General features: G+C 71.2%; 13 protein-coding genes and 2 pseudogenes. 4 read left to right on the forward strand and 11 right to left on the reverse strand.

Annotated features, from left to right (window positions below):
* Nucleotides 1-58: 58 nt before the first annotated feature.
* Complete coding sequence (locus NQU54_RS13845) at nucleotides 59-3,472, reverse strand: phosphoenolpyruvate synthase (RefSeq protein WP_257631338.1); 3,414 nt, start codon at nucleotides 3,470-3,472, stop codon at nucleotides 59-61.
* A gap of 370 nt (nucleotides 3,473-3,842) precedes the next feature.
* Between NQU54_RS13845 and NQU54_RS13850 the strand changes: the two genes are divergently transcribed.
* Together NQU54_RS13850 and NQU54_RS50640 are read left to right on the forward strand one after the other, a co-directional pair.
* Complete coding sequence (locus NQU54_RS13850) at nucleotides 3,843-5,183, forward strand: cytochrome P450 (RefSeq protein ID WP_257631339.1); 1,341 nt, start codon at nucleotides 3,843-3,845, stop codon at nucleotides 5,181-5,183.
* A gap of 126 nt (nucleotides 5,184-5,309) precedes the next feature.
* Nucleotides 5,310-5,762: a hypothetical protein gene (locus NQU54_RS50640; RefSeq protein WP_502362198.1), complete on the forward strand. Its 453-nt coding sequence runs from the start codon at nucleotides 5,310-5,312 to the stop codon at nucleotides 5,760-5,762.
* Here the strand turns inward: NQU54_RS50640 and NQU54_RS13855 are convergent.
* On the reverse strand, nucleotides 5,728-6,363 hold the full coding sequence (locus NQU54_RS13855; RefSeq protein ID WP_257631340.1) for a cysteine hydrolase family protein: 636 nt from the start codon (nucleotides 6,361-6,363) through the stop codon (nucleotides 5,728-5,730). The two genes, NQU54_RS50640 and NQU54_RS13855, sit on opposite strands and share 35 nt — an antisense overlap.
* Nucleotides 6,364-6,507: 144 nt before the next feature.
* On the opposite strand from NQU54_RS13855, the gene NQU54_RS13860 reads away from it, so the two are divergent.
* On the forward strand, nucleotides 6,508-7,113 hold the full coding sequence (locus tag NQU54_RS13860; protein ID WP_102936299.1) for a TetR/AcrR family transcriptional regulator: 606 nt from the start codon (nucleotides 6,508-6,510) through the stop codon (nucleotides 7,111-7,113).
* Between the two features lie 47 nt (nucleotides 7,114-7,160).
* Nucleotides 7,161-8,126, forward strand: a complete 966-nt coding sequence (locus NQU54_RS13865; protein WP_257631387.1) for a DMT family transporter — start codon at nucleotides 7,161-7,163, stop codon at nucleotides 8,124-8,126.
* A 7-nt stretch (nucleotides 8,127-8,133) separates the two neighbouring features.
* Here NQU54_RS13865 and NQU54_RS13870 read toward each other — a convergent pair whose 3' ends face one another.
* The 9 genes and pseudogenes from NQU54_RS13870 to NQU54_RS13910 form a co-directional block, all read right to left on the reverse strand.
* Nucleotides 8,134-8,478, reverse strand: a complete 345-nt coding sequence (locus NQU54_RS13870; protein ID WP_099016133.1) for a hypothetical protein — start codon at nucleotides 8,476-8,478, stop codon at nucleotides 8,134-8,136.
* 88 nt (nucleotides 8,479-8,566) lie between these two features.
* Nucleotides 8,567-9,138 (reverse strand): annotated as a pseudogene (locus NQU54_RS13875) (FAD-binding protein); the annotation flags it as partial.
* 128 nt (nucleotides 9,139-9,266) lie between these two features.
* Nucleotides 9,267-10,193, reverse strand: a complete 927-nt coding sequence (locus tag NQU54_RS13880) for an RNA-guided endonuclease InsQ/TnpB family protein (protein WP_257631341.1) — start codon at nucleotides 10,191-10,193, stop codon at nucleotides 9,267-9,269.
* Nucleotides 10,194-10,211: 18 nt separating this feature from the next.
* Nucleotides 10,212-10,418 carry a helix-turn-helix domain-containing protein gene (locus tag NQU54_RS13885; protein ID WP_257631342.1) on the reverse strand — a complete coding sequence of 69 codons (207 nt, stop codon included), beginning with the start codon at nucleotides 10,416-10,418 and terminating at the stop codon, nucleotides 10,212-10,214.
* Between the two features lie 152 nt (nucleotides 10,419-10,570).
* Nucleotides 10,571-10,774: pseudogene (locus NQU54_RS13890) on the reverse strand ((2Fe-2S) ferredoxin domain-containing protein); the annotation flags it as partial.
* A gap of 89 nt (nucleotides 10,775-10,863) precedes the next feature.
* Nucleotides 10,864-12,792 (reverse strand): NAD-binding protein, encoded by a 1,929-nt coding sequence (locus NQU54_RS13895; RefSeq protein WP_257631343.1) that lies wholly within the window; start codon nucleotides 12,790-12,792, stop codon nucleotides 10,864-10,866.
* Nucleotides 12,793-13,014: 222 nt separating this feature from the next.
* Entirely contained in the window at nucleotides 13,015-13,191 is a 177-nt protein-coding gene (locus NQU54_RS13900) for a hypothetical protein (RefSeq protein WP_173963145.1), read from the reverse strand.
* Between the two features lie 143 nt (nucleotides 13,192-13,334).
* Nucleotides 13,335-13,685, reverse strand: a complete 351-nt coding sequence (locus NQU54_RS13905) for a hypothetical protein (RefSeq protein ID WP_257631344.1) — start codon at nucleotides 13,683-13,685, stop codon at nucleotides 13,335-13,337.
* Nucleotides 13,686-13,775: 90 nt separating this feature from the next.
* Nucleotides 13,776-14,822, reverse strand: coding sequence for a PHP domain-containing protein (locus tag NQU54_RS13910; RefSeq protein ID WP_257631345.1), 1,047 nt, complete (start codon nucleotides 14,820-14,822; stop codon nucleotides 13,776-13,778).
* Nucleotides 14,823-14,853: the final 31 nt, after the last annotated feature.

A 14,853-nucleotide genomic window follows, 5' to 3' on the forward strand; every position in this document is an offset into this window, starting at 1 on the left:
CGGGTCGCTCCTGTCCATGAGCGTGTGGTCCTGTTGATGGGCGTGTCGGTCCCGCTCATCAGACAGTGCGTTTGCGGTACGCCTCGCGGTCGAAGCGCACGCCGCCGCGCCAGATCGCCTCGATCGACCGGGTGCGGCCGATGTCCTTCGTGGGGTCGCCCTCGACGAGGACGAGGTCCGCGCGCCGCCCCGGCGCGATCATTCCGCGGTCCGAGAGGCCGAAGTGTTCGGCGGGGGCCGAGGTCGCCGCCGTGAGCGCCTCCGCCGGAGTCAGTCCGGCCCGGACGAGGAGGGCGAGCTCGGTGTGCAGACTGGCGCCGTGGACGACCGGGCAGGCGCGGTCCGGCCGGTAGTTGGTGTCGGTTCCCGCCAGTACGGGCACACCTGCCCCGCGCAGAGCGGCCACGCTCGACAGGGCGTGGCCGAAGTCGTGGTCGGCGGACGCATGCTCCACGCACAGGCCCTCATGGCCTTCCGCCATCGCCGTACGGGCGTGATCCGGGAGGTAGCCGGCGATCCGCGGATCGTCCGCCAGTGACCGTCCTGCGCGGGCCGAGGCGGAGGTCTCGGGTGCGGACGCCTCCAGCATGGCCAGGGTGGGGATGACGACCCGCCGCTCGTCCGCGATCCGGCTGACGAACGCGTCGTCCAGATCCCCTTCCAGCGGAAGGTGTGTCAGCATGTCCACGCCGCTGTCCAGGGCGAGCCGTGCGGACCACAGGGCGGACACATGGGCCACGGTGAGCAGGCCACGGCGCCGCGCGGCCTCGGCGAGCGCCGTCACGGTCGCCCGGTCCAGAGCGGGCAGCGACATCCCGTGGTTCGCGCCGTCATCCACGATGATCTTGATGAAGTGTGCGCCCTCTGCCTGTCTCGCGGCCACGAACGCATCGGCCCGCTCGGGCCCGGCCACCGTCGGCAGCAGCGGCATGGTGACGCCGGGGTGCCCACCGGGCGCGCTCGAGGCGGAGGGCAGCGCGGCCACCCAGCCCGGATCGGTGCGGTAGGTCACCAGGACACCGCCGTCCACGTCCACCGGGGTGTCCGTGACCACGGCGCGGGCCTCCACCACACCGGGGCAGGACGGGGTGCCGCGCAGCTCCCTGACGCCGGTGCGCGCCGTGCCGCCCTTCACAAAGCCGGCCCGCTCCAGATTGCCCCGCCAGTAGGCGGCCCCGCGTGTGGTGAACCGCGAAGGGGCGGACAGTTGCTCGTCCTCGGCCTTCTGACGCTTGCGCAGTTCCACGAGGCCGCGCAGTTCGGTGTGCGCCGTCGTGCCCTCGTAGGCGCCCCGCAGCTCCTCGAGGCGCAGGAAGAAGACGTCGTTCCAGTGGTCGATCGCCCCCATCCGGGCGAGATCGCGGCTCATGGCGCGCAGCATCCGCTTCGCCGAGCCGAACGCGCGGGTGCGGCAGAACCTCAGCCGCTCCCTGTTGTAGAGCGAGCTCTGTGCCTTGCGGCGGACCACGTCGTAGAACAGCCGGCGCGGCCCGCGCAGGTGCTCGTCCAGATAGGCGTCGGCCTTCTCGCCGGGGTTGGCGTCCACCTCGGGGAGCGCGGCGCGCACCATGGCGAACAGGCTGGACGGGTCCTCCCGCAGATCGGCCACTTCGAGCTTCAGCTCGTCCAGGCTGCGGTAGCCGTACGCGGCGATGTACTCGTCCACCGACGCGAGGAACGTGGTGTGGCCGCCGTCACGCAGCGCCTGGTAGGTGTGCACGGCGGGGGTGTCCTGGAGGAGGCGGCTCAGTTCGGCGTCATCGCGGACGGTGGCCGCGAGGCGCGCCAGCGCACGGGCGGGTTCGATGGACTCCACGCGGGAGCCGGGGCCGGCGGCGCTCCAGGTGAGCCACTCGGGGGCGTCGGGCAGCCAGCGTCTGTTCAGCAGGGCGAGTGCGCCGATGGACCAGAGGATCGAGGCGTCCAGGGTCTGCATCGGACCCCACTTCTCCAGCAGGTCCTTCTCCAGGGCGCGGAAACGCCGGTAGACGTCCTGGCCCTCCATCGCGTCGTAGTCGACGTTGTCGAACTCCTCGTACGCCTTGTAGAAGTAGTCCATGAAACGCTCGACCGAGCGGTTCATGGTGAGGAAGCGGCGCATGAACGCGGCCGCCGTCCCTGCGCGGGACAGCCGGCCGCGGAGGGAAGAGGAGAAGGTGTACGGATAGATCCGCTCCGCCGTTTCGTCGTCGAGTGGCTCCTTGACTCCGATCGCGACTTCCAGGACTTTCCTGTTGAGTTTGTAGAGTGGCGCGATGCGTACCATCCGGTACCAGTGGAGCAGGTTGTAGTACACCCGGCCGTGGAAATAGCCGAGCATATGGGGAGCCCATTCCGTGATCTCACGCAGTGCGGCGGGAGGGACCCGGAGCCCTCGGGCATAGTATTCGTAGACCTTGCCGTAGACATTGGCCGCGAAACTATAGGTCAGCGGTGAGACGATTCCGGAGAAGCTCTCGATGATGTTGGCATTGTCCCAGATCCGGAGTTCGCCTTCGCTTGGACCCAACTCATCCATCGGCCGCCGGACGTCATCCGGCAGCGCGGTGATGGGGCGGGCCTGCAAAATCCATAAGGCGTCGTCCACGAGCGCCCACTCGATGTCCTGCGGAGTGTCGAAGACCGCCGCGATACGCACCCCGGCTTCATGCAGCCGCGCTATGTCCTTCGGGCTCAGCGACAGCTTCTCCCGGTCGGTCCGCTCCACTTCGCCGACCAGATATCCGGAGCCCGCCGGGTCCAGGTGGTAACGCTCCCGCTTCTCACCGAGCACGGTTTCCTCCACCGCGCCCGTGGCGGCGTCGAGGACGACGGTGTCGGCGTCCACCGCGCCCGATACCAGACCCTCGCCCAGTCCGTAAACAGAACTGACCACATGCTGCCACCGGTCTCCGGTCACCGGGTTGGCGGTGAACATGACACCGCTGACCTCGGCGTCCACCATGTCCTGCACGACGACGGCGAGACCCTCACCACGCGGCGGCAGCCCGTGGCGCAGCCGGTAGTGCAGCGATCGCTCGGAGAACGCCGACGCCCAGCACTTCTTGACGTGCGCCATCACTTCGGGGAGACCGGACACATTGAGGAAGGTCGCGAATTGCCCGGCGAAGGAGAGTTCCGAGCCGTCCTCCTCGACGCCGGAGGAACGCACCGCCACCCGGGCGCGCCCCACATGGGCATACGCGGCTTCGACGACCGACGCGGCTTCGTCGCTCAACTCCCCCGACTCGATGATTTCGGCCAGCTGCCCGGAGATTCGGCTCACATTGTCCTGGGTGACCTCGGCGAGCAGTTCCTCGATGCGCCCCGCCCCGTCGACCGCGGCGATGAATTCCTGGAATACATCGAGGCCCACGACCGCCCATCGGGGGACGGCGAGCCCGTTCCTGGAGAGCTCATGGCGATTCCGCCCCTTGCCGCCCGCCAGCTTCGCGGCCGCGCCTGGGAGGCTGTCGTCGACTATGGCTCGCATCAGTTTCCTTGACCTCCGGACACCCGGCCGTGAATCACACCCGGCTTGATCATGAGGGTGTTTCACCGTACCCCACGGGTCATGCGATGGCGATCCTTCCCCTTCTTTTAAGGAGTTCCCCCTTGCCACCGTCAGGACGGCTGTTTGGTTGCTATGAGTTCCCCTAGTGATTTCCGCCGAGTTCCTCTGGCGCCGGGCGATTCACTGGGGGTAGTAGTGGGCTGGTAACGCTATGCCCCCTGCCATTGCTCCCGTCCCGTTTCCCGCCCCCACACCCTTTGTTCTCCCCGGCCGGTGGTTAATCCCCGGTGGGCCGGGCATCTGGTGGCCGCTACCCCGTAGCCGCCGGAGAACTGAGAAGACGCTGGGCATGCGCGATCCGGTCCGCTACTTCGCCTCGTTACGGCAGCGCTACGGTCCGGTGTTCCGGATGAAGCTGATCGGCTTCCCGCCCCAGGTGGTGGTGTCGACCGCGGAACTCGCCGCGGAGATCTACGCCACGGACGGCGACGGCAACCGTGCCGGGGCGCTGCGCGCGGGCTATGTGCCGTGGCTCGGCCAGTATTCGCTGTTCACCAACGACGGCGAGCCGTGGTGGCGGCACCGCAAGCTGCTCAGCCCGGCGCTGCACGGCCGGTCCATCGCGAGCTACCCCGAGCTGATCGCCGAGATCGCCGCGGAGGACATCCGGACGTGGCCGCTCGGCAGGCCGTTCGCGCTCCAGGACCATATGCAGGCCATCACGCTGGAGATCACCCTGCGGCTGGTCTTCGGGATCCGCGACGCCGAGCAACTGACCCGGCTGCGCCCGTTGCTCCTCACCCTGTCCAAGGCCAGTGGCTCCTCGCTGCTGCTCCTGATGCCCGGCCGACTGCGTGCGTGGGCGGAGAAGTCACCGCTGGCGATGCGCCTGCCGTTCCTGCCGACGACCCGCACCATGAAGACCAGCACGGCGGTGGACGAGATCCTCTACGCCGAGATCGCCAGGCGCAGGGACGAGGAGGACAGCGGGGCCACCGACGTTCTGGGACGGTTGCTCCAGGCGCGGGACGACCAGGGCCGGTCGATGAGCGACCAGGAGATCCGCGACGAGCTGCTCACCCTGCTGGAGGCCGGACTCGAGACCACGGCCACCGGGCTTTCCTGGGCCTTCGAACGGCTGATGTGCACCCCCGACGTGCTGAAGCGGCTGCAAGAGGAGTTGGAGCGCGGCGAGGACGAGAGCTACCTCGACGCGGTCGTCAAGGAGGTGCTGCGGCTGCGCTCGGTGATCGCCGGCTCGGGGCGCCTCCTGGACAAGCCACTGCGGCTCGGGGCGTACGAGATCCCGGCCGGATGGGTGGCCATCCCCATGTTCGTGCTGATCCACCAGGACGGCGAGGTGAATCCGGACCCCGAGGAGTTCCGGCCGGAGCGGTTCCTGGGCGAGGGCGCCCAGGCGGCACAGAAGTCCTTCCTGCCGTTCGGTGGCGGCCGCCGCTACTGCGTCGGTGCGCAGCTCGCCATGATGGAGATGAAGGTGATCATCCGCGAGGTGCTGCGGAGGGTGGATCTGACCGCCGCCGACCCCGCGCCCGAGGCCCAGCGGATGTGGCATGTCACCCTCGTCCCCGGCAGGCGGGCCATCGCCGTGGCCCGCGAACAACCCCTGAAGCGTGGGCCGTTGACCGAGGAAGCGAGGTGCCCGGTGCACCCGGCCCCGTCCGAGTAGGCCATCACACCTACGGCCGGTCCGTAGCCGCGAGTTGCTCGCCGAGGGTGCTTCGCCGGTGCCGAGGGTGCTTCGCCGGTACGGCACCTGCCGTCCGTGGCGGGCCCGGGTGACCAGTCCCATGGCGTGCAGGACGCGCAGGTGCCGGGACACGGCGCTCGGCGTCACCCTCAGGCGGCGGGCGAGCTCAACGGTGGCCAGAGGCTCCTCGAGAAGGCCGAGGAGCCTCGCCCTGGGCGCGCCGATGAGCGCTACGAGAGCGGGCGCGTCGCGGGCGGGGCGTCACGAGCGGGCGCGTCGCGGGCGGGCGCCGAGGCCCAGAGCGTCGCCACGCCACGGCTGGGGTGGACCAGCGACGGGGGTTCCTCGGGGCTCAGCGGCGGCGCGGGTTCCTGGCTCGGTGTACGTACCTGGAGCCGGACCGGCTGGTGGGGCGTGTGCGCACTCGTCGCCTGCCTCACCGCGCTCGCCCTGGTCCGCCATCTGCTCGCCCTGCGCCGGTCCCGGGCGGACCGGGCCGGGGCCGCACACCGCGACGCGGCCACTACGCCCCCGAACCCTCCCCTCGCAACGCGGTGAGGAGCTCCTTCGTGCCGAGGATGGCATGGGCGAAGGTGGGGCCGTTCAGCTCGTGTGCGGAGTGCATCATCTCGGGTTTGGCCGCGGCCGTGGCGTCACGGACCAGCGTGACGTGGTAGCCGAGCTCCATGGCGAACCGGCCGGTGGACTCGATGCAGGTGTTCGCCAGCAGCCCGACGAGGATCACATGGCTGATGCCGTGCTGCCTGAGCCGCGTATCCAGATCGGTGTTGGCGAACCCGCTCTGTGCCCAGTGCTCATGGACCACCGTCTCCCCCGGCTCCGGCTGGAAGTCGGGATGGAACTCCCCGCCCCAGGTGCCCTTGGCGAAGCTGTGCCGCACCATGATGTTCCGCTGGGTCGGGTTGGGGTGGTCCCATGACTCGTAGTCGCCCGGCTCCCAGCGGCGGTGCGGGACGAACACCACCCGCACCCCGGACCGCCGGGCGGAGCCGACGATGGCGCGCAGATTGTCCAGCAGGCCGACCTCCTCGGCGACGCTCTCCACGGCCGGCCAGACCTTGCCTCCCTCGGAGAGGAAGTCGTTGTACGGATCGACCAGCAGCACCGCCGTTCGCCGGGGCTCGTAGGTCTCGGCCATGTCGTCTCCTCCGCCGTCCGGACGATCACCGACCCCCTGAGCAGCCGGCGTCCTGGACCCGTCCGAGTGCCCGGCCGTTGCCATCCGAATCCGCTTCCGCCATGGTAGGTAGACCTACCTACCTAGTCTATCGAGGCGCATACGATGAGCGAGACCGGTGTGAGGACGACGGGGCCCGGAAGGCGGCGGCCGGCGCGGGAGCGTCTGCTGGCTGCCGCGGCGCGCCGCTTCTACGCCGACGGTGTGACGGCGACCGGCATCGACACGATCACCGCCGAAGCCGGCGTGGCGAAGATGAGCCTGTACAACAACTTCTCCTCCAAGGCCGATCTCGTCATGGCCTATCTCGACGCCCGGCACGAGGAGTGGCTCACGCTGTACGCGTCACGGCTGGAGCGGGCCGAGAGCGCCCGCGACGGCGTCCTCGCGGTCTTCGACGCCTACGCCGACCACGCGGCGTTCGCCTACGAGCGCGGCTTTCGCGGCTGCGGCCTGCTCAACGCGGCGGCCGAACTGCCCGCCGGAGACGAGGGGCGGACCGTCGTGCGCCGCCACAAGGAGGAGGTCGAGCGGCTGCTCGCCGGTCACCTCGAGGAGTTGCTGCCCGAGCGCCCCGACGACGCTCGCACCATGGCGGAGCACCTGTCGTTCCTGCTGGAGGGCGCGATGTCGCGGGCCGGCCTGGAGGGCGACGACAGCCGTCTGCGGCACGCCCGCGCGATGGCGGCAGCCCTGCTGGACACGTTGTGAACACCCCCGGACCCGGCGCCCGTTCGGCGGGCGCCGGATCGCTGTGCGTGCTCGCCGCGTCCGTGCTGTGGGGCACCACAGGCACCGCGGCGACCTTCGCCCCGGCCGTGGGCCCCCTCGCGATCGGCGCCGTCGCCATGGGCCTCGGCGGACTGCTCCAGGCCCTGGTCGCGGCTCCCCGCATCGTCCGGCAGGCCGCTGGGCTGCGGGCGCGGCGCGTCACCGTGCTGCTCGGCTCGATCGCGGTGGCGGCCTACCCCTTGGCGTTCTACAGCTCGATGCGCCTGGCCGGAGTGGCCGTGGGAACGGTGGTGTCGATCGGCATGGCCCCACCGGCCTCAGCCGTGATCGAGCGCGTCATGGACCGGCACCGGCTGACCGGCCGCTGGAAACTCGGCGCCGCCCTGGGCCTGCTGGGCACCCTCATGCTGTGCGCGGCCCAGGCCACCGGCGCCCCCGGCGACCCGGAGCGGGCGTCCATGGGTGCCACGGCACTCGGCGTGGCGCTGGGCCTCGTCGCGGCCACGACCTACGCCCTCTACTCCTGGGCGGCTCACCGGCTGATCACCGGCGGCATCACCTCACGCGCGGCGATGGGCACGGTCTTCGGCCTGGGCGGACTGCTCCTCGTGCCCGTCCTCCTGGCCACCGGCGCCCCGCTCCTGGACTCCGGGTCCGCCATGGCCGTCGGCGCCTATATGGCGCTGGTGCCCATGTTCGCCGGCTATGTGCTGTTCGGCTGGGGGCTGGCGCATGTGCCCGCCTCCACGGCGACCACGCTCTCCCTGCTCGAACCGGCCGTCGCGGCCGTCCTCGCCGTACTCGTCATCGGCGAACGCCTCCCCGCCGCGGGCTGGGGCGGTGTCGCGCTCGTCCTCGCCTGTCTGGCCGTCCTCACCGCACCGGCGGCCGTCCCCGGGCGGCGCCGACAGCGCGGAGAAAGCGTGCCGCCACCGGAGCGCACATCCGCCGAGCACACCGCTGCCCGGCCGGACCCGGAGTGGGCACCGTAGCGGAGTGTCAACTCCCCGCGGCGGAAAACCTCTCCGCGAGGTCGCGGTGCCGGTCCGCGGCCAGCTTCGCATCGGCCGTGCCGACGGTCGATCCGGCCATCCGCCCGATACGTTCAATCTCGTCGGCGAAGCGCAGGTGTTCCAGCCGAGCGTGCTCACGGCAGGCGAGGCAGGTGACGTTCTCCGGGCGCGGAGAAGTCATCGCGTACGGCGCCCGCAGCCCGCATCCGGTATCGACGAGGCTCGGCAGATCACCGGCCAGACCGAAGGTGGACGCCATCATGTCGCGTACGGCGGCGACACCGCGGACCACCTTCGACTCGACGTGGATATGCGGATCGTCCCCGCCCATGCGACCTCCCCGACACGGCGACGCGACCGGCCGGGAGTGCTCGTGGCCGGTCGCGGAGTGCGGGACGAGTCTGCCATGGCCCGCCGGTTCAGGTCGCGGTCGCGGCCGCCGCCGCTCGGCCCGCCGCACGGCCCGAGAACAGGCAGCCGCCGAGGAAGGTGCCCTCCAGGGAGCGGTAGCCGTGCACTCCCCGCCGCCGAAGCCCGCGACCTCACCGGCCGCGTACAGACCGGCGATCGGGGTGCCGGAGGCGTCCAGGACGCGGCCGGAGAGATCGGTCTGGAGGCCGCCGAGGGTCTTGCGGGTGAGGACGTTGAGGCGTACGGCGATCAGCGGTCCGGCGCCCGGGTCCAGGATCCGGTGCGCGGAGGCGGTGCGGCTGAGGGTGTCCCCGGGGTGGGCGAGCGCGTTGCGGATGCCCATGACCTGGACGTCCTTGGTGTACGGGTTCGCGATCTCGCGGTCGCGGGCCTCGATCTGCCGTTGCAGATCCGCCAGGTCGATCAGGCCGTCGCCGGTCAACTTGTTCATCCCCGCGACGAGTTGGGGCAGGGTGCTCGCGACGACGAAGTCCTCGCCCTTGTCGCGGAACCGCTGGATCGGCTCGGGGGTCTGCCAGATACGGGAGAGCAGCTGCAAGATGTCCTTGTTGCTGACATCCTCCCGGCTCTGAAGGGCCGGGGTTCCATCCGCCCGCATGGTGCGGGCCCTGGTGGGTTCCTGTTTCATCACGCACCGCCCCGGCTAGGCATGGCTAGACAGGGTCTTACACGCGCTCCGCAGGCGTTTTACCTCTCGGCGAGCCCCGCCGCGAGGAGACGCTTCCCTTCGCGTCTGATATTGAGTTCCGCGTTCTGGTCCCGGTCGTGGACGACCCCGCAAGTACAGGTCCACGACCGGATGCGCAGTCCTTCCAGTCCCTTCGGTCCCTCGATGCTGTCGCATGCTGAGCACATCTGCGTGGAGGGGAAGAAGCGGTCGACCTTGACCAAGGCGCGGCCGTAGCGGGCGCACTTGTTCTCCAGGGTGCGGGCGAACATGCCCAGGGACTGGTCGTGGACGGACTTGGCGCGCTTGCCCTTCTTCGATCCCATGCCCTTCACGTTCAGGTCCTCCGCATAGACCGCTTGGCTTTCGCGGACGATGCGGGTGGTTTCCTGCTCGATGAAGTCGCGGCGCTGGTCCGCGATCCGGGCGTGGATCTTCGAGACGGCGAGCTTGGCCTTCCTGCGGTTCGATGATCCCTTCCGGGCGCGGGACAGCTTGCGCTGCGCGCGGCGGAGCTTCTTTTCCTGCCGCCGGAAGAACTTCGGGGAAGCGATCTTCCGGCCGCGCAGGACGGCGTAGGAGGAAAGGCCCAGGTCGATGCCGGTTTCGGTCTCGTCCAGGTCCAGTTCCGGCAGGGGCTTGTCCTCGGTCTCGACCACGAACGAGGCGAAGTAGCGGCCCGCAGGATCCTTGACGACGGTGACTGATGACGGGTCCGAGGGCAGCGGGCGCGACCAGCGCACGGCCACGTCCCCGAGTTTGGCGATGAACAGCTTGCCGTTGTCCCGCAACACGAACCCGTTGCGGGTGAGCCGGATCGACTGCCGCCCGGACTTCCTCTTCATCTTCGGCGGTGCGGTCTTCGGCCCCTTGCGCACACCGCGCTTGGACGCGAAGTAGTTCCGGTGCGCGGTGTGCAGATCCTGGAGCGACTGCACCAGTGCCACGGACGGGGCTTCCTTCAGCTACTCCCGCCCGAGCGTCTTCTTCGCCCCGGTGATCACCATCTTCTGGAGCGTGACGTCGGAGATGTACGGCTCGCCGTTCTTCCACGCCGCACGCCGTTCCCGCAGGCCGTCGTTGTAGACCACGCGGGCGCACCCGAAGAAGCGAGCCAGGTCCCGCTGCTGGTGAGGAGTCGGATAGATCCGCTCGTTGTACCGCAGCTTCATGGTCCACCTCCCCGGCCCGGTCGTGACCAATACCCGTGAACCGTACGCGGACCGGGTGACCAAATGTCAAGTTGGGTTCTTGCTTCGTCCGCGGGCCCGGTACTGGCCTAACCCCGCCCTGACGGACGGGGCTTGCATCCTGAGAGCTCCGATCAGCGCCCGCCAGGTGACGGCTCGGGTGAGGTGCGCCGCACCAGCGAGAAGGCGTACAGCTCGAGGATGTCGGGCAGCGGGGCCACACCGGGGCCGCCCGCACGGACCCAGTCCACGATGTCCTCGGTCGCGGCGGGGTCGTTGACCAGGCCGAGCCATACCGGCCTGCCCCCGGCGGCGCGTCCGGCGGCCGACGGCTGCACGCCGTCGCCCTTGTCGCCCGGCATCATCGCATCCCGGGCATCCCAATCCGCGGCCCCCGCTCCGGGGAGGGCCGCGGGGAAGGTCTCGGTCAGCCCCGGCGGGCGGGTGCCCCCGCGAGGATCTCGCCCAGGCCCTGGCGGGTGGCCGCCAGCACCACGCGGTCCTGGGGCCGCAGGACATAGCCGGGGTGCAGGTCCCAGACCAGGGCGGGCTCCTGATGGGTGACACCGTCGTAAGGAGGCGCCGCCCCGAGGTCGCGTTGCCGGTCCGCGGGCTCCGCCGTGTCCAGTGCGATCACCCGCCAGGCGCCCGGTACGAACGCCTCGGCGACGGTGCGCCCCTCCAACTGCGGATGCCCCGCGACATTCAGAGCGGCGAACAGCAGCACCCTGCGCTCGACGGGTATGGCACCGAGGATCTGGCGTCCCATCATCGCCCCGGCGAACGCCGGCGCCGCCAGACTGGAGACGCTGCGGCTGCGGGTCAGCGCCCGGGGGTGGGCGGCGCGCAGGGTTCGGTAGACGGCGGTGGCGAAGTGGTCGTCGTACAGGCGCAGCGCCACCCGCAGCCGGGGTTTGACCGAGCGGGCGTAGAGCGTCGCCTCCAGATTGGTGGTGTCGACGCTGGTCAGGGCGAGCAGGGCGCGTGCCCGCTGGATCTTGGCGGCCTCCAGGACGCCCTCCTGGGTGACATCGCCGAGGACCGTCGGCACCCCCAGCCTGCGGGCCAGCGGAATGCCACGCGCCCCCGGATCCTCTTCCACGCACACCACGGGGATGTCCATCTCCCGGAGTCTGGCCAGCACCCGGGTGCCGACCTTGCCGAGTCCGAGCAGGACGACATGGCCGGAGAGGCCGCGCGGCGGGCGGCGCAGCGCGGACGCGGTGCGGAAGGTGCCCAGCGCTTCGAGCGCGGCGGCCACCAGGACCGGCAGCAGAAGCAGTCCGGTCAGCCCGGACAGCAGTTGGAGGACCTTGCGGCCGGTCGGCTCGTCGAGCGCCGGATCGTCGATCGCCAGCACGTCCAGCACCGTGAGGTAGGCCGCGCGGAGCAGACCCGCTCCGGTGAGCTGCCAGGCGGCGATGGTGAGGACGAGCACGGCGATGGCCATTCCCGCCACGGACCAGCGAAGCCGACGGGAGAACAGCGAGGCCAGTGGCAGTCTGCGGCTGCCGAGCCGCCGTGGCGGCAGCGGTGGGCCGGTGGCGGATACGGCCTCGAGCACCACCGTGTCACGCCCGGTGGCGGCTGCGACCTCCTCGTCTCCGGGCAGCAGCCTGGGCCCTTCGTCCCCGCTGCTGTCGGAGCCCTCGCTGCCACCGGGGTCGCTGGTGGTGGACGAGAGCAGGGCGAGGGTGCACAGCCCCGGACGGGCGACCTCACGCGAGCCGGGCGGGGTGCGCTCGGCCGCGCGCAGCAGCAGCCCATCAGCCTGCACCACCTTGCTGGTCCCCGCGATGGCGGTGGCGGCCAGCGCGGGGGCCGCGGTGTCGGCGTCCGACAGTACGGTGGTGGTGGCGTCCAGCTCCGCCGGGTCCATACCGGGATCGGCGACCCGCGCCGCCTCGTCGAGGAGTTCCTCCAGGTGCTGGCCCAGCTTGCGGTTGTAGAGCCGGATCACCAGCCGCAGCCGGGGGTTGAGCCGACGGGCACGCAGTGCGGCGTGGATGTTGGCCCCGTCGTCGTCATGGACCAGGGCGAGCGCCGTCGCACGGTCCGCGCCCGCCTCGGTCAGCACGTCGTCGTCCAGCGTCGGCGCCTCCATGACCCGCACTCCCCCGTCCGGAGCGGGGTCGTCCGCGGTCTGCCGGGCCGGCGGGACCCGTCCGACGGCCGCGCTGAACCGGCCGAAGAACGCGGACGTCCGGCCGCCCGGCCGCCATCCCACCACCCGCTGCCCTGCGGGGTCCGCCAGGGGAGGGCCGCCGGGGATGACGACCGTCACCCGGGTCCGGTAGACGTAGTGGAGCTCGGCGGCGAGGCGGTGGGCGAGCGCGTCGTCGCCGCAGACGACCATGTGGCCCGTCCCCGAAGGGGACGGCGGTGCGGATGTGGAGGTGGAGAACACGACGGCGAAGCCCCCCGCTGGTCCGTGATGCCGTGGGTCACCGGACGGGGTGCGGCCGCCGCCCGTATCCCTCGGTCGGCACCTCCGCTCCCGCGGTGATGATCAGACCGTACCTCGTGTGCCGCCGAAGGGAGTTGACCGTCAGGGCCGATGACCGGGCGGCCCGGGTGCTCACTCCCTCGGGGCCCCACACCGCGCGCAGTGGGTGAAACCGGCGGTGTCCTGGATCGCGCCGCAGTCGGCACAGACCCTGTCCAGCCAGCAGGCGGGGTCCCCGCCCTCGGGCTCGGCAGGGGGAGGGTCCGCCGGCTCCCGGTCCGGGTCGCCGGGCCGAGCCGTGCCGCTCATCGTGTGCGCCTCCCTATCCGGACCGTACGCGGGCCCTGTACCCGATTCTGCGCCCCGGGAAGCCCCGGGAAGCCCCAGGAAGGTCCGCTCGGCCCGGCGCAACCGGCGCAACCGGCGCAACCGGCGGACCGGGGACGTGGGGGTCATGGGCGGCCGGGTCCGGCGGGGGCCGCGCTGTCGTGAGCGCCGTCGTCGGCATCGTCGTCGGCATCGTCGCCGGGACCGCCGTCGGCATCGTCGCCAGGGCTGTCGTCCGTACCGTCGTCGGGGCCGGACTCGGAGCGGATGAGCGCTTCGGCCTGGATCCGTACGACGGCCCGTACCGTGTCCGGGTCCACCTCCTGGGGCAGCCTCAGCTCCACCGTCACCCGCCGGGCGAGCCCCGCCGTGCTGTCCCCGTCCTCCCCGGTGTCCGTCCCGTCCTCGGTGGCGTCGCCGCGCAGGCAGCGCCTGAGATAGCCGACGGCGTCCCGCACTCCGCGCTGTACGGCCATGTCGGTGGCCGTCGAGACTCACAGCGCATTTCGCCTATGACGCGAAAGGCCACTCCGCCGTCTCCGACGCGTGCCCCTGCCCCTCCGCCGTCAGCTCCGGTGGCTCGCACGGCGCGGGGGACGGCGCGTGCGGGTCCACTCCACCAGTTGCCGGGCGGTCCAGGTGGTGATGACGCGCTCCGTCGGCACCCCGCATTCCACCGCCCGGGCACATCCGCCTGGCTGCCAGTCGAGCTGGCCGGGCGCGTGGGCGTCGGTGTCGATGGAGAAGAAGGTCCCCGCCCGCACGGCCTCCCGCAGCAGCCGGCGCGGCGGATCCAGCCGCTCCGGACGGCAGTTGATCTCCACGGCGGTGCCCGCCGCCGCGCAGGCGCCGAAGACCTCCTCATGGTCGAAGGCCGACTCGGGGCGCTTTCCGCCGAGCAGCCGTCCGGTGCAGTGGCCCAGCACATCGACGCGCGGATCGCTGACGGCGGCCACCATCCGGCGGGTCATGGGACGGGCGTCCATCCGCAGCTTGGAGTGGACCGAGGCCACCACCACATCCAGCCGGTCCAGCAGCTCCGGCTCCTGGTCCAGGGAGCCGTCGGGGAGGATGTCCACCTCGATCCCGGTGAGCAGCTGGAACGGGGCGAGCTTCTCGCGCAGCTCGGCCACTACGTCCAGCTGGGCGCGCAGCCGGTCCGCCGAGAGGCCGCGGGCCACCGTGAGCCGCGGGGAATGGTCGGTGAGCACCGCCCACTTGTGCCCCAGCCGCGCCGCCGTACGGGCCATCAGCTCGATCGGGGAGCCGCCGTCGGACCAGTCCGAGTGCATATGGCAGTCCCCGCGCAGCGCGGCGCACAGCTTCGCCGCCTCCTCGTCGGGTTCGTGCCCGTCCTTGGCCGCCTCGGCCTCCAGCCTCGCCAGATACCCGGGCACCTGGTCCTTCAGCGCCTCCTGGACCACCTGCGAGGTCTTCGGGCCCACCCCTTTGAGCGACCGCAGGGTGCCGTTCGAGGCGCGCCGCTCCACCTCCCCGGGGTCCATACCGGCGAGCACCGCCTGGGCGGTGCGGAAGGCACGCACCCGGTAGGTCGGCGCCTGGGCGCGCTCCAGGAGAAACGCGATCCGGTCCAGGGCCTGAAGGGGGTCCATCGGGCGCACCTCGCTGTGTGTGGCGGCCGCG

The organism is Streptomyces malaysiensis subsp. samsunensis, from assembly GCF_024519315.1.
Lineage (GTDB): Bacteria > Actinomycetota > Actinomycetes > Streptomycetales > Streptomycetaceae > Streptomyces > Streptomyces malaysiensis.

Bases quoted from the DNA above. Each gene is read 5' to 3' on its own strand.
- NQU54_RS13845 (WP_257631338.1), bottom strand. From the start codon at position 3,472: ATGCGAGCCATAGTCGACGACAGCCTCCCAGGCGCGGCCGCGAAGCTG.
- NQU54_RS13850 (WP_257631339.1), top strand. From the start codon at position 3,843: ATGCGCGATCCGGTCCGCTACTTCGCCTCGTTACGGCAGCGCTACGGT.
- NQU54_RS13855 (WP_257631340.1), bottom strand. From the start codon at position 6,363: ATGGCCGAGACCTACGAGCCCCGGCGAACGGCGGTGCTGCTGGTCGAT.
- NQU54_RS13860 (WP_102936299.1), top strand. From the start codon at position 6,508: ATGAGCGAGACCGGTGTGAGGACGACGGGGCCCGGAAGGCGGCGGCCG.
- NQU54_RS13870 (WP_099016133.1), bottom strand. From the start codon at position 8,478: ATGGGCGGGGACGATCCGCATATCCACGTCGAGTCGAAGGTGGTCCGC.
- NQU54_RS13885 (WP_257631342.1), bottom strand. From the start codon at position 10,418: ATGAAGCTGCGGTACAACGAGCGGATCTATCCGACTCCTCACCAGCAG.
- NQU54_RS13895 (WP_257631343.1), bottom strand. From the start codon at position 12,792: ATGGTCGTCTGCGGCGACGACGCGCTCGCCCACCGCCTCGCCGCCGAG.
- NQU54_RS13900 (WP_173963145.1), bottom strand. From the start codon at position 13,191: ATGAGCGGCACGGCTCGGCCCGGCGACCCGGACCGGGAGCCGGCGGAC.
- NQU54_RS13905 (WP_257631344.1), bottom strand. From the start codon at position 13,685: ATGGCCGTACAGCGCGGAGTGCGGGACGCCGTCGGCTATCTCAGGCGC.
- NQU54_RS13910 (WP_257631345.1), bottom strand. From the start codon at position 14,822: ATGGACCCCCTTCAGGCCCTGGACCGGATCGCGTTTCTCCTGGAGCGC.